This window comes from Yersinia sp. 2545 StPb PI (assembly GCF_052217125.1).
GTDB classification, from domain to species: Bacteria; Pseudomonadota; Gammaproteobacteria; order Enterobacterales; family Enterobacteriaceae; genus Yersinia; species Yersinia enterocolitica_E.
Genome location: NZ_JAZGPY010000001.1, coordinates 4,122,705 through 4,139,333, shown reverse-complemented (window position 1 = coordinate 4,139,333; position 16,629 = coordinate 4,122,705). Strand labels below are relative to the sequence as shown.

The following is a 16,629-nucleotide window of genomic DNA, read 5'->3' as shown; positions in this document are numbered from 1 at the left end:
GGCGCATCAGTAACCTTATTTTCCGCTAACCAGCTTAAGCTGAGAGAATTATGACAATCCCATCGACTTCTTCACCGGCCGCTTTCACGGTCAACCGCCGTAGTGAAATGCTGGGGGGTATTGCAGCATTGCTGCTAGGTATCTCTTTACCGACATCCAACCCACTGATCAATATCTCACTGGTTTTAATCCTGATCTGTTTGATAATTAATCGCAACACATTGCAATTCAAACCATTACTGACGAATCCGTTGGTTTACCTGCCTGCTGCGATGTTTGCATTGTTGGCATTGTCACTACTGTTTCATCACAACAGTTATGGCCCGGATATGGTGGGTAAAGATAAGAAATTTCTTTATGTATTACCGTTAGCCCTGTTTTTTATCAACCAACCACGGTTGATAAAATTGTTTGGAATCGGCTTCTTAGCGGCTAACGCGGTGGCATTAGCCGGAACACTGGCCGTTGGGGTGTTGCACATTCCCATTGGCAATGTAGATCCAACCAATCCGACTATCTTTAAACTGCAAATTACCCAAAACTTCTTTATGGCTTTGGCCGCCATGTTGTGGCTGGCGCTGGCCTTTAAAAATCAGGGCTGGAAACGCTGGGGGTATGGCTTGCTGGTGGCAGCGGCGAGCTACAGTATTCTGTTCTTGGTATTGGGGCGAACCGGTTATGTGGCATTAGTTGTTGGGCTAGGGATATGGCTATTCTTCTCTCTGGGGCGCCGCCAACGCTGGCTATTGGTAGTGTTAGGGGCGATAGCCTTTGCTGCACTACTACTGATACCCAATAAAGCGACCGACCGTATCGTGCAGGGTGTCGATGAGATAAAAGTCTGTATGGCCGCGTCTGCGGATGATGTAAATGATGCTTGTCGTAGTTCGATGGGGCAACGTTCGGCCTTTGCCATTGAAGCGGTGCGGCTAATTAAAGAGTCACCTATTCTGGGGCACGGTGCTGGCGGCTTCTATTATGAGAACCCAGAGATCAATTACAAAATCAATAATCCACACAACCAATATCTGTTGGAAACGATCCAATCAGGCTTTGTTGGCTTAATTATCTTTTTGGCATGGATTGTTTGTTGTTATCGCGTTATTTGGCAACAAATACCGGTTTTACGCAATGTACTACTGGCTGTATTGACCAGTTATATGGCGTGTAATTTCTTTAATTCATTCCTGCTGGACTCATCTGAAGGCCATCTATTTATGATCTTCGTAGCAATTTTGGCGGGCTATTCAGTGACAGAGACGCAGCATGTATCGGATAAGCAATTGACATAACAGTTACACATTTCTGCTAATTTGACGTGCTATAAAACGGCTCCTAATGGGGGCCGTTTTTGTTGATTCCGTCATGATGATGCATGCTTTGAAGCTAAAAAGTGAATTTTAACGGAAAGGCTGACATCTCTATTTGAAATAGGAGGTCTTTAATAAAATGTACATATTACACACTAAATATACGTATTTTATTTACGCTTTCTTATACATTGTAGGAATAATAAGAGGAAAAATTGGCTTTTCCTACGTGATTTCATCATTATAACCCTATAAATGGTAAGATATTTCGACATTAAATATCAATGTTCCTAATGAAATTATGGGAAAGATGAATATATTCGCTATCTAAAGCACTTTTTTACTGGTGATTGATTCTGTGTTTTTTGATTTTTTAAAATTAAAGCACTGGTTTTATGTGATTTATTGGCGTTATCAAGTGACGATTTTCACTTGACTAGATGTAAAAATCGAATATTTAATGTTCACAATAAATCTAAATGAAATCTAAATGAAATCTAAATGAAATCTAAATGAAATCTAAATGAAATCTAAATGAAATCTAAATGAAATCTAAATGAAATCTAAATGAAATCTAAATAATTATTGTAATAATGCGATTTTTATTGATTTTATCTCTAATAGTAACTACGCAATAATGATTTAAAAAACTATTACATCCGTTTTATAAAAATTAAAACGGAGTATATAAATGTGGCTGTCATCTGATTGTCTGCGTCTGATTGATGGCGGATATAGGGGAGTAAATGTGAGCTAATAGAGAATTTTAATAAGACATTGCCTATTTTAACAATGGAATGAATTATTTTTAACTTATTGAAATTTAAGGATATTTAAATTATATTTTTAATGGTTAATCTATAAGCTTAGTTCATAGAACGAGAGTCCGCAAGATGGCAGGGACTCTCGTTCATATGTCTATTATTAAATTAATGCGGGTACTGGAATCATCTTAAATGATCCGTCTAATAAAAACAGATTTATATGCTAATAGAATAGGTGGATTGCAGTGAATTAAACTGAAATGTCATTTTCTGAATATACAAAATGATGACTTTGAACACTGTTACAAAATTCTGATGTATGTGATAATTTTATCAAGAATTTACATATTGTAAGATTTGGTCTACTTTCTCGGCATTATGCAATAGTTTTAAAGGAAGCTATGATAACTATGTATTTATATTGATAAGTGGGTCTGGGTGAATCTGTTTGTAGGATAAGCAGAATTTACATTTAACTTAATTTATCCAATGTCATTGAGAGCATCATGGCCAATTCAACAACGAATAAATTATCTTTACCGGCCCTTACCTCTTTGGTGGTCGGTTCAATGATCGGGGCCGGTATATTTTCATTGCCGGCAACATTTGGACGAGCAACCGGTGGGTTTGGCGCACTTATCGCCTGGTGTATAGCGGGGGGTGGGATGCTAATGCTGGCTTTTGTTTTTCAAACATTAGCGCAGCGTAAACCTAATCTCGATTCTGGTGTATTCATTTACGCAAAAGAGGGCTTCGGGGATTATCTTGGTTTTGCTTCTGCATTAGGTTTCTGGGCCGGTACCTGTATTGGTAACGTCTCTTATTTTGTTCTTATCAAATCAACGTTAGGGGCATTCTTCCCTATATTTGGTGATGGTAATACTATTCCGGCGGTGTTAATTGCCTCCGTTATCTTGTGGGGATTCCATATCCTGATATTGCGCGGCGTTAAAGAAGCTGCAGCAATTAATACCATCGCCACCTTCGCAAAAATAATTCCAATCTTCATTTTCGTCATCGTACTGATTTTTGCCTTTAAAGGTGATGTTTTTGCGCTGAACTTCTGGGGTACGCCAGATGTGATTAAAGGTGCTGATTTATCCCATCTGAATGACTATGGCTATGTTGGTCATGCGGCGGCGGCAATCACCACGTCAGTTGAACCTGAGTCTCTATTCTCTCAGGTACGTAGCACCATGCTGGTCACAGTATTTGTATTCTTGGGTATCGAAGGTGCGAGTGTTTATTCACGTTATGCCAAAGAACGTAGCCATGTTGGTATCGCGACCGTTCTGGGCTTTATTGGTGTGCTGTGCCTGCTGGTATTGATCACCATGTTGTCTTACGGCGTGTTACTGCGCCCTGATTTGGCGGCATTACGCCAGCCATCAATGGCTGGGGTGTTAGAGGCGATAGTCGGCCGCTGGGGTGCAATATTTATCAGTGTGGGTCTGATTATCTCCGTGTTGGGTGCTTATTTATCATGGTCACTACTGGCAGCGGAAGTGCTGTTTTCGGCGGCTAAGAGTAACAGCATGCCAAAAATCTTCGCGACTGAAAACAGCAATGCTGTGCCTTCAGCAGCGGTTTGGCTGACCAACATCTTTATACAGATATTCTTAATTCTCACCTTGTTTACTGATTATGCTTTTCAACTGGCGCTGGAATTAACCAGTTCATTAACTCTGATCCCTTATCTGTTAGTAGGGGCTTATGGCCTGAAATTGGCATGGACCGGTGAGACTTACGAAACGAATAACCGTGGTCATAGAAAAGATTTGATTTTTGCCATCATTGCGACTTTCTACTCTGCTCTGATGATTTACGCCGGCGGCCTGAAATACGTGCTGTTGTCGGCCATTATTTACGGGCCGGGCACTATTTTGTATCTGATTGCCAAACGTGAACAGCATCAAAAAGCCTTTAATTCCTATGAAAGAATACTGTTTATTGTTCTGATTGTTGCTGCGGTGGCTGCGATTTATAGCATTGCTACCGGGATTATCACCATATAATTTATTGGAGTTCTTATGTCAGATAAAGCTAAGAAAACTCACGCTAAACCTAAGTTTGGTGTTCACTCTGAAGTCGGCAAGTTACATAAAGTAATGGTGTGCGCCCCAGGACGTGCCCATAACCGCCTGACGCCAAGTAATTGTGATGAATTATTATTTGATGATGTCCTGTGGGTAGAGAGAGCCAAGCGCGACCATTTTGATTTTATGACCAAAATGCGTGAACGCGGTGTTGATGTGGTTGAGATGCATAATCTGCTGGCTGAAACGGTCGCCATTCCAGCGGCGAAAAAGTGGATTTTGGATCAGCAAATTGTGCCGAATGAAGTGTCATTGGGCATTTTGCAAGAAACCCGCAGCTATCTGGAAAGCCTGGAGCCGCGCGTGCTGGCTGAAGTGCTGATTGGCGGCTTGTCCACCACCGAACTGCATAAAGACGGTAAATGTGACAAAGAAGAGTTGAAGCTGATCCGCGAAGCGGTTGGTATTACTGAATACTTGTTACCACCGTTGCCCAATACACTGTATACCCGCGATACCACTTGCTGGATCTATGGCGGTGTGACACTAAACCCACTGTATTGGCCGGCGCGTCATGAAGAAACCATCCTCACCACGGCTATCTATAAATTCCACCCGGACTTTGGTGACGCCAATGTGAAAGTGTGGTGGGGTGACCCGACGCAGCACCACGGCACTGCGACGCTGGAAGGCGGTGATGTGATGCCAATCGGTAATAAAACCGTGTTAATCGGCATGAGTGAGCGAACTTCGCATCAGGCAATCACGCAGTTGGCGCAATCGCTGTTTAAAAATAGCGAAGGGCAGGTGGAGCGCGTCATGATCGCGGCCATGCCTAAATTGCGTGCCGCTATGCATCTGGATACCGTGTTCACCTTCTGCGACCGTGATGTAGTGACGTTATATCCGGCGATTGTTAATCAGATCCAAACCTTCTCACTGCGCCCTGATAATGGCCCGACCGGCATTAAGTTAAGTCGTGATAAAGGCACCTTTGTTGAAGCAGTTGCTGGCGCGCTTAACCTGAAAAAACTGCGTGTGGTTGAGACCGAAGGTAATGATTACGATACAGAACGTCAACAATGGGACAGTGGTAATAACATGGTTGCTCTTTCACCAGGTGTGGTGCTGGCCTATGACCGTAATACCAAAACCAATACCCAGTTGCGTAAAGAAGGGGTCGAAGTGATTGAGATAGTCGGCAGTGAATTAGGCCGTGGGCGTGGGGGCGGTCACTGTATGACGTGTCCAATCATCCGGGATGCCGTCGACTACTAATCCCCTTCGGCCTTGAAGCCACAGGGGTGTTAGCTGCGCGCACTTACCCGAATCACTTACTTATGTAAGCTCATCGGGATTCGTTTGCTGGCTGCCTACCTGTGGCTCCAATGACTTTGGGGATGTCCTTCGGCCTTGAAGCCACAGGGGTATTAGCTGCGCGCACTTACCCGAATCACTTACTTATGTAAGCTCATCGGGATTCGTTTGCTGGCTGCCTACCTGTGGCTCCAATGACTTTGGGGATGTCCTTCGGCCTTGAAGCCACAGGGGTGTTAGCTGCGCGCACTTACCCGAATCACTTACTTATGTAAGCTCATCGGGATTCGCTCAATTGCCGCCTTCTTGCAACTCGAATTATATAGGGTATAGCGCAGTTGCTCTTAAAAAATAGCTGATAGTGAGTAGCAGAGTAGTGCTATTTCGCTATTGGCTATCTCTGTTTTAGCAGCCAGAGATTTGTATTTGGCAAGAAAGCACGACATTACGTTTTTAAAGCCGAGAAATGATGAACTAAGATGAAAAGGGTGATCAAGTGAAATACGTGTATTTAGTGTGCTTTTTGCTGATAGTGACCCTGATGACGCTTTTTGTATTTCAAAACAGCGGGCTAGTGAACTTATCTTTACTTTCCATTCAAATAACACTACCCATTTCGGTGCTAATTGTGCTGATCTATTTTCTAGGGATGTTTACCGGGGGATTATTAATCACACTAATAAGAGCGCTGGTGCGCCGTCTGTCACAAAAAAGTGAAGCCCAAAACAGATAAAGAAGTGTGAATAATTAATCTGCAATAATTATTAAAATCTGACTCAACGAGATCTTATAGTGAAGATAAAAACAGTAATCACTCTGCTATTAACGTTTCTTCTCGCTGCTTGCGACAGAACTCCCCCTGAAGTCGCAGAAAGTGTGCGCCCGGTAAAAATATTTACCGTTGAAGACAGTGGGCAAAATGGCACTCGCTATTTTCCAGCGCGATTACAAGCTGGCGATGAAACTCAGCTCTCCTTTAAGCGAAGTGGGCAATTGCAACAGTTGCTGGTGCGTGAAGGTGAGCAGGTGAAAAAAGGCCAAGTCATTGCCAGACTGAATGATACGGATTTGAACCTACGAGTCAGGGATCGTCAGTCTACCTTTAATCTGGCTCGCGATCAGTTTAACCGTTTCAATACCTTGCAAGGGCAAAGGGCGGTATCTCGTGCTGAGTTGGATGTACGTCGTGCTGAGATGGAATCGGCGCGTGCGGCCTTGGAAATTGCACAAAAAGAACTTAGTGATGCAACTATTACCGCACCTTTTGATGGCATTATTGCCAATGTGAATGTGCGTAACCATCAGGTCATGGCCCCAGGTCAGGCGGTTGCCACATTAAGTGCATTGGATACGTTAGATGTGGTGTTCAGTGTGCCGGAGCGCCTGTTTACTACGCTGGATATCAGCAATCGTAACTACAAACCAACGGTATTACTTAATCATATGCCGGGGCGCGAATTTATTGCTGAGTATAAAGAACACACCACCTCAACCACCTCTGCTTCACAGACTTTCCAGGTGACACTGACGATGAAGCGCCCGGCTGATATGCCATTGCTTTCAGGTATCAGTGGCCGGGTAAGAATCAACTCTGGCAATCTGTCTGGCACTGATCATCCGACGATTATCGTACCAGTGGAAGCCGTGTTTAACCCAGACACTGCCCAATTGAATGATGCAAGAGTCTGGGTTATCAAGAATGATGATGGTCAGATGCATGTTGAAGAGCGCAAAGTTCAGGTAGCTCAATTGACCGCCAACGGTATTCAAATCACCTCCGGTCTGGCTGATGGCGAGCAGATTGTCTCCGCAGGTACCGGTGAGCTTCGCCCAAATCAGGTTGTCCGGGCTTGGGTCCGTGAGCGGGGTCTCTGATGAAGCTGACTGACAATTTTATCAATAATAATACCCGTATCTGGCTAACGATTCTGTTGCTGGGTATTGGTGGCATTATTGCCTATCTCAATATAGGCAGGCTGGAAGACCCAGCCTTCACCATCAAAACGGCGGTAGTTGTCACCCGTTATGATGGTGCATCAGCACAGCAGGTAGAAGAGGAAGTCACACTCCCATTGGAGAATGCCATTCAGGAACTCTCTTATGTTGACGACGTCACTTCTATTTCCAGTGCCGGTTTATCACAAATAACTATCAATATTCGCGCACAATATGGCGCGAATGAGTTACCGCAAATCTGGGATGAACTGCGGCGTAAAATCAACGATAACAGTGTGCGTTTGCCACCGGGAGCCAGTGCGCCGATGGTCAATGACGACTTTGGCGATGTTTATGGCTTCTTCTTCTCACTCACGGGAGAGGGGTACAGTAACCAGGATTTACGTAATTTTGCCGAGCAACTGCGACGTGAACTGGTACTGGTACCCGGGGTAGGTAAAGTGGGTATTGTGGGTATTCTGCCTGAAGAAGTTCAGGTGGAGATTTCTCGTGCCCAGATGACCGCCGCAGGTATCACGCCACAGCAGTTATCCGATTTACTGAGCCGCCAGAATGTGGTGTCCGATGCGGGCCAGTTGCAGGTGGGCAGTGAGTCTATTCGTTTGCATCCAACCGGTGAATTCCAAAGTGTACAAGAACTGGGGAATTTACTGGTAAGTCAGCCCGGCAGCCCGAAAAGCGTGTATTTGCGTGATATCGCTACTGTCTCTCAAGGTTTTGGCCATTCACCGACCAATATTTATCGTGCCAACGGTAAACCTGCATTGGCACTGGGGATTTCGTTTGCCCCGAATGTCAACGTGGTAAACGTAGGTAATGCGATTAAAGCCCGGCTGGCGCAGCTTGACGGTGAACGCCCGTTAGGTATGCATATCAACGTGTTCTATGATCAGTCCCATGAAGTTGAAGGGGCGGTTAACGGTTTTATCCTTAACTTCCTGTTGGCACTGTTGATTGTTGTGGTCACTTTGCTGATTTTCATGGGGGTGCGCAGCGGTATAGTGATTGCTATCTCGTTGGCACTTAACGTACTGGGTACGTTGCTCATTATGTGGCTATTTAATATCGAGCTACAGCGAGTGTCGTTAGGGGCGCTGATTATCGCGCTAAGTATGTTGGTGGATAACGCCATTGTGGTGGTGGAAGGTATCGTTGTTGGTCGCCAGCGAGGCGAAAGCATCTTTACCGCTATTAGCAATGTGGTGAAGCGCTCAATGATGCCGTTGTTAGGCGCGACTATCATTGCCATTCTGGCCTTTGCACCTATCGGCCTGTCCAATGATGCAACGGGTGAATACTGTAAATCGTTATTCCAGGTGTTGTTGATCTCGCTGATGTTAAGTTGGTTCACGGCACTGACGCTAACACCGGTCTTTGCTAAGTGGGCATTCCAAAACCAGAAACCGGCGAAAGTGGATGCCGATAAGCCGGCCAGACAACCTTATGATGGGTGGTTATTCCGCTATTATCGGGTGATATTGAATAAATTACTGCAACATCGCAGTATCACTTTGGTGCTGCTGGCGGCCATGTTAGTGGCATCGGTGGTGGGTTTTGGTCATGTTCGCCAGAGCTTCTTCCCGCCCTCTAATACGCCAATCTTCTTCGTTGATATCTGGCTGCCGAATGGTACTGATATCAATTACACCGAAGGGATAGCGAACAAGGTTGAGCAGTATATCAAGCAGCAAAAAGGGGTTGAGGACACCATGGTGACGATTGGTCAGGGCGCAATGCGCTTTATGCTGACCTACAATGCTCAACGTCGTTATCCTAACTATGCGCAGGTGATGGTTCGTACCGAGGACCTCAGCCAAATACCGGGTTTGATTGATGAAATCGAATCCTATATGCATGACGAATACCCGCAGGTTGATGCGCAGATAAAACGCATCATGTTTGGGCCGTCCAACAACAGTTCCATTGAAGCACGCTTTGTTGGCCCGGATCCTGAAGTGTTACGAACCCTGGCCGCGCAAGCGGAAAAAGCGATCATTGCTGATCCGATGGCAGATGGTGCACGGCATGACTGGCAGGATCGTAGCAAAATGATCCGGCCACAATTCTCCGACTATCTGGGGCGCGAACTGGGGGTAGATAAACGCGAAGTTGATGGCACATTGCGCATGAGCTTTGGTGGCCTGCCGGTAGGATTATACCGTGATGGCACTCGCTTAATGCCGATTGTACTGCGCACACCGGATGCAGAACGGCTTAATGCAGAACGGCTGAATGATGTGATGGTATGGAGTCAGGCGCGCCTGGCCTTTATCCCGATCGATAACGTTGTCACCAGTTTTGAAACCGAGTGGGAAGATCCGCTCATTATGCGCCTGGATCGCAAGCGGACGCTGACGGTACAAACGGATCCGACCCAACAAGGCGGTGAGACCTCTGCTGAACTGTTGCGGCGTATCAAACCGGGTGTGGAAGCCATTCAGTTACCGCGCGGATACGAACTGGAGTGGGGCGGTGACTATGAAAGTACCAAGGAAGCACAACGGGGTATTTTCACCAGTTTGCCGATCGCGTTCCTGATTATGTTCATCGTAACGGTATTGATGTTCAGCTCGGTGCGCAATGCTATAGCGATCTGGCTGACGGTGCCACTGGCATTAATTGGTGTCACGGTAGGCTTCCTGTTGACGGGGATTCCATTCGGTTTTATGGCTTTGTTGGGGCTGTTAAGTCTGAGTGGTATGTTGATACGTAACGGCATTGTGTTGGTGGAAGAGATAGGCTTACAGCGACAGGAAAAACCACTGCGCGAAGCTATTATTGATGCCTCTACCGCCCGTTTACGGCCTATTATGTTGACGGCATTTACCACGGTTCTGGGGCTGGCTCCGCTGCTCAGTGATGCTTTCTTCCAGAGTATGGCGGTGGTCATCATGTTTGGTCTGGGCTTTGCAACGGTGCTGACATTGCTGGTGTTACCAGTGATTTACAGTTGTATGAATCCAGAACCTAAAGAGAAAGTGAGTGACGAACCCGTCAGTGAATAACGGTTAGTGTGGCGTTAGCACTACCGAGAATGACTAAAGCTGCCCCTTTTATTGGGGTGGCTTTTTTTATGGCTGGTGCCTATCGCGGGTAAACCTATTTCTATTTTACCTTCTTACACTGTTTGGCGGCTTCTGTGCGCCACTTCTCTTCCTGTCCCTGTGTTACGGCATTATCGTTCCAATATGAAACCATGCTGAGATAACGGAGTTTCATAATGGAACGTTTTAACTGTTGGTTCTCAGCCTGTTTTTTGCGCTTATAGTGGATGCAGTTTCATCAAATTGACCCTAAAAATTATTTATTCTTACATTATCTCTTACGCTACAGGAGCAAGATATGCTGAAAGTCATTCAATCTCCGTCCAAATATATTCAAGGTGCCAATGCATTACAGTCCATTGGTGAATTTGCTAAGTTATTGGCTAATAACTATTTTATCATTGCTGATGATTTCGTCATGAAGCTGACTGCTGATACCGTCGGCTCCAGCCTGCAAGCCAGTGAGCTGGAACATCATTTCAGCCGCTTTAATGGCGAATGTTCCCGTCACGAAATTGAGCGGTTGACGGTTGAGCTGAAAAAGCACGGCTGTAATGGAGTGGTTGGTATCGGTGGCGGGAAAACCCTCGATACGGCTAAAGCGATTGCTCACTATCAGCATATCCCTGTCGTTGTGGTGCCTACTATTGCCTCTACCGATGCCCCGACCAGCGCCTTATCCGTTATTTATACCGAACAGGGCAAGTTCGCTGAATATATGATTTACCCGAAAAACCCTGACATCGTACTGATGGATTCCACCATTATTGCCAAAGCACCAGTACGTTTGCTGGTCGCTGGTATGGGCGATGCGCTGTCTACTTATTTTGAAGCACAAGCCTGTTTTGATGCTAAAGCTATCAGTATGGCTGGTGGTGCATCGACATTAGCGGCAGTTACACTGGCTCGCTTGTGTTACGAAACCCTGCTGGCGGAGGGCTATAAAGCCAAACTGGCGGTAGAGGCGGGTGTTGTGACCGAAGCGGTTGAACGTATTATCGAAGCCAATACCTATCTGAGCGGTATTGGTTTTGAAAGTAGTGGTCTGGCGGCCGCTCACGCCATTCATAACGGTTTCACCGTATTAGATGAGTGCCACCACTTGTATCACGGTGAGAAAGTGGCCTTTGGTACCCTGACGCAGCTCGTATTACAGAACAGCAGCATGGAAGAGATCGAGACAGTGCTCTCATTCTGCCAGCAACTGGGTTTACCAATCACATTGGCTGAGATGGGCGTTTCTCAGGATATTGAACGCAAGATCCATGATGTCGCCAAGGCCAGCTGTGCTGAGGGAGAAACCATCCACAACATGCCGTTCAAGGTCACACCTGACAGTGTCTATGCTGCAATTATGGTAGCTGACCGCTTGGGTCAGGCTTTCCTCAACTAATCTGTGCGGCAAATACGTTCTGAGTTGAAAATCGACCGAGTCTGCCGGTGTTTCTCATCATCGGCAGCTCTGTTCTCCAGCCATTCCCGTTCGCGGAGCATAAAATGAAAAAATTAATTAACAGCGTTGAGAGTGTGTTACAGGAGCAAATTCAGGGGCTGGTTGCGGCGCATCCTGAGCTAACATTACATCAAGAGCCCCTTTTCATCACCCGTGCAGATGCGCCAGTGAGTGGCAAAGTTGCATTGATGTCCGGTGGTGGCAGTGGTCACGAACCGATGCATTGTGGCTTTATTGGCGAAGGCATGTTGGATGGCGCCTGCCCGGGTGAGATTTTTACCTCGCCGACCCCCGATCAAATGTATGAATGCGGCCAAGCCATTGATGGTGGGCCAGGTGTGCTGATGCTAATTAAGAATTACACTGGCGACATTCTAAACTTTGAAACTGCAGCCGAGCTGTTGCATGCCGGTGGCACCGCTGTTGCTACCTTAGTGATAGACGATGATGTGGCGGTCAAAGATAGCCTGTATACCGCCGGGCGGCGTGGGGTGGCGAACACGGTCATTATAGAAAAATTACTCGGTGCTGCTGCGGCACGTGGTGATTCATTAGATGAATGCGCACTACTGGGGCAGAAAATTAATAATCAGGGGCATTCTATTGGCATCGCGCTTGGTGCTTGTACTGTACCCGCTGCCGGTAAGCCGTCATTTATTTTGGCTGAAAATGAGATGGAATTTGGTGTGGGTATCCATGGCGAACCGGGTATTGAGCGTCGGCCATTTACTTCACTGAATAACACGGTAGACGCCATGTTCCAGACCTTGATTGATCACGGCAGCTATCAGCGCACATTACGCCACTGGGATCGACAAGCCGGTGACTGGAACGAGACGCGCCAGAGTAAGCAACCCTTAGCCAAAGGCGATCGGGTCATTGTTCTGGTCAATAACCTTGGCGCGACCCCCTTATCGGAACTTTATGGTGTCTGGCACCGTCTGGCGGAGTGCTGTACACAATTCGGTTTGACCATCGAGCGTAAATTGATTGGTTCTTATTGTACGTCATTGGATATGCAGGGTATGTCCATCACCGTGCTGAAAGTTGATGATGAACTCCTGTCATTGTGGGATGCCCCAGTAAGTACCCCCGCGCTGCGCTGGGGTTGCTGATATCTCCTTGGTACTTGAAGCCGCAGGGATGCGCGACTTTCACCAACCCGAATCACTGAGTTTAATTCAGCACAAGTGCTGAAAATAATCTTACAAAACAATGCGCCAGGAGAAGAACATGGGACTCACCAAACAACAAATTGTCAGTTGGTTACAGTTATGTGCTGAAGTTTTCAGCGAGCAGCGAGATTTTTTGACGCAGTTGGATACTGAAATCGGCGACGGCGACCATGGCCTGAACATGAATCGCGGCTTTAATAAAGTGGTCGAAAAGTTACCGACCTTTGCCGATAAAGACATTGGTTTTATCCTGAAAAATACCGGTATGACACTGCTTTCAAGTGTTGGCGGCGCCAGCGGCCCGCTGTTTGGCACGTTTTTTATTCGCGCAGCACAAAGCACGAATGCTAAGCAGAGCCTCGATCTGACGGCGGTTTGTCAGATGTTTAAAGATGGAGTGGAAGGGGTAGTGATGCGCGGTAAAGCGGAACCGGGCGATAAAACGATGTGTGATGTTTGGTGGGCGGTAGTGGCGCAACTCGAACAGGCAAATCAGCAGGGAGCCACGGTGGTAGATGCATTGCAGCAGGCCGTTGAACGTGCCCAGCAAGCATTGGCCGGCACTATTACTATGCAGGCCCGCAAAGGCCGTGCCAGCTATCTGGGCGAACGGAGTATTGGTCATCAGGACCCAGGGGCAACATCAGCCATGCTGATGATGCAGGCGTTATGGCAGGTTGCCAGTCATTAATCAGGCTGGACTGACACGTTTATCAGGAGGAAAGATGGTCAATCTCGTTGTAGTTTCTCATAGCGCGCTGCTGGCTCAGGGTGTGGCCGAACTGGCACAGCAAATGACACAAGGGAGCTGCCAGTTAGCGGTTGCTGCCGGTGTAGACGACCTGGATCATCCTATTGGCACGGATGCCATTAAAGTGATGGAAGCCATTGAGTCGGTTTACACCCCATCTGGGGTACTGGTTTTGATGGATTTAGGCAGTGCCTTACTCAGCGCAGAAACGGCACTGGAGCTATTAGACCCCGATATGGCGCAACATGTGCAACTCTGTGCCGCACCACTGGTGGAAGGGACTCTCGCTGCTGTCGTCGCTGCATCATCAGGCGCTTCACTTGCCGACGTCCGTGCTGAAGCAATGGGGGCGTTGATAGCGAAAGCCACTCAGCTAGGGGAAGAAGCCGTGGTACCTGCCAGTAATGCGGTGGCTAAGGCGACAGCGGATGCTCAGAGTGTCAGTTGGGTGGTGCGCAATCCTAACGGGTTACATGTGCGACCGGCGGCTAAATTGGTCGAAGCATTGGCTCCGTTCGCGGCAGATTTACTGCTGGAAAAAAATGGTCAGTGTGTGAATCCACGCAGCCTGAACCAGCTCGCAATATTGCAAGTTCGTAAAGGTGATACCATTCGTTTGCTGGCCAGTGGTGAGCAAGCAGGCGAGGCGCTAGATGCTTTTATGCAATTGGCGCGGCAACATTTTGGCGAATTCGTCACCACCACCAGTGAGGGGGAATTTACTGGCGTCATGGTGCCTCGTGGCGCGATTAGTGCACCATTGTTGCAATGGTTACCCGCCATTCCGGTTTTTTTACCTCAAACAATCAATGCTGAACAGGTAGTTAAAGAGCAGCGGCGTTTACAACAGGCGTTGGCGCAAACTGTGGCTGATTTGCAGCAGTTGGCACAACAGGCAGAACAGCAGATTAGCCCTGAAGCAGCGGCTATTTTTAACGCTCATGTGATGCTGATTGATGATGAGGAACTGCATCAGGCGATGGATGCGCGCGTAGAGCGTCAGTTAGTTTGTGCAGAATCGGCATTGCAGGATGAATTGATGACAATGGTGGAAGATTATCTGGCTCTGGATGATGAGTATCTACGCGTTCGGGAATTAGATATCCGCGATATACTTAACCGCACATTGGGCCATTTGACCGGGCTACCACCAGTTTCTCTTTCAGTTAGTGGTGAAATTATATTATTAGCCGAGGAATTATTGCCTTCACAAATGGTTGGGCTGAACCACCGGCAGGTAAAAGGCATCTGTTTAAGCAAGGGGCATATCATGTCTCATAGCGCTATTCTGGCTAAAGAGTTGGATATTCCAATGTTAGTCGGTGCCATGGGTTGCCTGGAAGCCAGCCGTAATGGGCAAAATGCAATATTAGATACCGCAATCGGGGCACTGAAACTGCAATAAAAAATCACCGCCAAAATGCTTAACTGAACATTGTAGCTCTGCATCAGTCCAGAGCTGCAATTTGCGGAATCAGATATCTCAGTGGAGACAAAATCTGGTTTCGCCAGTTATAGCGCTCTTCTATTAATGTAGCTCCGGCTTGTCTGATTTTATCTATTTCGCCGTCGGTTAATTGGCAAATCTGGCGTATTATTTCCGCTAAACTTGCTGCGTTCCCGGGGATGTGAAGGAACCCATCGATCCCATGTTCAACTTGCTCACTCAAACCGCCGGAGTCGGCAACAATTAACAATGCTCCCTGCTGTCTGGCCAGCCAACGTGATTCCATCGGAATCAATCCATTAGGTTCATTCTCAGCAGAAAGAACGCAAACCCGCGTATTACGCCATTGAATAAGACATGCCATTAGTTCGCGATCAAAAGAATTGATCAGAGAGGCAGAGATATCGAGTCGGCTCGCTAAGGCAGATAACTCCGGCAAAATCGGGTCACTCATAATAACGGGATGAATATCATTACCCAGATAACAGGCTGCTCTGAGCAACAGATCATGGCGTTTGTAATGAACCCCTCTGCCTAAAGTGATAGCTAATGAGTGATCCAGCGATATTCCGTGTGATGAGAGTGTGTCACTGATTTCCTGATCACTGCGTATTCGAAACCAGGGGTCATTGATATTTATTCCTGCAGGTGTCGGTATAAATGATTGTGGGTCAGCACCGTATTGTGCCACTAAGTGCATTGCCAGGAAGTTGCTGATATTACCGAGCTTGATATTAGAATCAATCTTGGCCCAGTGAACAGCCAATGATTCAGCCATAATACGTTCAGGATTCGGTAATGGCATTTCATGATTAAATGCCGTGCCATGGGAAATATAGATAATTTTTAGATTACGTTTCTCAATAGCCGCATGCAAACGAGCAATTAGCGGCGTGAACGAAAACGGCAATTCATGACAAAAGGCCAGAGTGATATCGTAATGGCTACTGAGATCAATAATTTTTGCCGCCCCTGCAGCAGAGGAGATTTGCCAGTTCTGTAAGTTACCAAGAAAAGCATCACCGTAGGGCCATGAACAATCAACGCCTTTCCCCAATGTCATGTCTGGTACAGTTGAAAAGGTCCCCCCCATATTATGAATTTGGTTAATAAAATAACCATAATTACTGGTGTCAAAAAAATAATTATATTTACTGGAGGCAATTTCAATAAAATGAGGTTCTAAGCTGATATTATTATCAGCCAGTAATTTAATTACCTCCGGTAATGCCATAATTTGCCCTCTGATATAAGAACCTACTCCGCCGACAAAAAGTTGTACGCCTTCGGTTATTAAATGGATAATGCCAATTTTTAGGCTGTTATTATCACCAATAGATGATTTATCTTCATGCATAGAAACCTCATATTTTTAA

At 46.5% G+C, this 16,629-nt stretch carries 11 protein-coding genes; 10 read left to right on the top strand and 1 reads right to left on the bottom strand.

All coding sequences use genetic code 11. The features are described 5' to 3' along the window. Positions 1-50: 50 nt before the first annotated feature. The 10 genes from waaL-ps (at position 51) to dhaM (ending at position 15,211) form a co-directional block, all read left to right on the top strand. A complete protein-coding gene (gene waaL-ps, locus V1955_RS19195; protein WP_372568628.1) occupies positions 51-1,292 on the top strand; it encodes an O-antigen polysaccharide ligase WaaL-ps in 1,242 nt (413 codons plus the stop codon). A gap of 1,288 nt (positions 1,293-2,580) precedes the next feature. Continuing rightward, entirely contained in the window at positions 2,581-4,089 is a 1,509-nt protein-coding gene (locus V1955_RS19190; RefSeq protein ID WP_083160751.1) for an amino acid permease, read from the top strand. Positions 4,090-4,104: 15 nt separating this feature from the next. Next, positions 4,105-5,388, top strand: a complete 1,284-nt coding sequence (gene arcA / locus V1955_RS19185) for an arginine deiminase (RefSeq protein ID WP_372568629.1) — start codon at positions 4,105-4,107, stop codon at positions 5,386-5,388. A 535-nt stretch (positions 5,389-5,923) separates the two neighbouring features. After that, positions 5,924-6,160 (top strand): LapA family protein, encoded by a 237-nt coding sequence (locus V1955_RS19180; protein ID WP_442821291.1) that lies wholly within the window; start codon positions 5,924-5,926, stop codon positions 6,158-6,160. 59 nt (positions 6,161-6,219) lie between these two features. Continuing rightward, the gene (locus V1955_RS19175; protein WP_372568630.1) at positions 6,220-7,302 is read left to right on the top strand and encodes an efflux RND transporter periplasmic adaptor subunit; all 1,083 of its coding nucleotides are present in this window, start codon (positions 6,220-6,222) and stop codon (positions 7,300-7,302) included. Next, positions 7,302-10,388 (top strand): efflux RND transporter permease subunit, encoded by a 3,087-nt coding sequence (locus V1955_RS19170; RefSeq protein ID WP_083160743.1) that lies wholly within the window; start codon positions 7,302-7,304, stop codon positions 10,386-10,388. Before V1955_RS19175 ends, V1955_RS19170 begins: the two co-directional genes overlap by 1 nt. Positions 10,389-10,725: 337 nt before the next feature. Then, positions 10,726-11,820, top strand: a complete 1,095-nt coding sequence (locus tag V1955_RS19165; protein ID WP_083160741.1) for a glycerol dehydrogenase — start codon at positions 10,726-10,728, stop codon at positions 11,818-11,820. Positions 11,821-11,924: 104 nt separating this feature from the next. Next, on the top strand, positions 11,925-12,995 hold the full coding sequence (gene dhaK / locus V1955_RS19160) for a dihydroxyacetone kinase subunit DhaK (RefSeq protein WP_083160739.1): 1,071 nt from the start codon (positions 11,925-11,927) through the stop codon (positions 12,993-12,995). 118 nt (positions 12,996-13,113) lie between these two features. Then, entirely contained in the window at positions 13,114-13,746 is a 633-nt protein-coding gene (dhaL, locus tag V1955_RS19155; RefSeq protein WP_442821290.1) for a dihydroxyacetone kinase subunit DhaL, read from the top strand. Between the two features lie 34 nt (positions 13,747-13,780). Then, a complete protein-coding gene (gene dhaM / locus V1955_RS19150) occupies positions 13,781-15,211 on the top strand; it encodes a dihydroxyacetone kinase phosphoryl donor subunit DhaM (RefSeq protein WP_442821289.1) in 1,431 nt (476 codons plus the stop codon). Between the two features lie 43 nt (positions 15,212-15,254). Here the strand turns inward: dhaM and V1955_RS19145 are convergent, their stop codons facing one another. Further along, positions 15,255-16,610, bottom strand: coding sequence for a glycosyltransferase family 4 protein (locus tag V1955_RS19145; protein WP_227746565.1), 1,356 nt, complete (start codon positions 16,608-16,610; stop codon positions 15,255-15,257). Positions 16,611-16,629 lie beyond the last annotated feature (19 nt).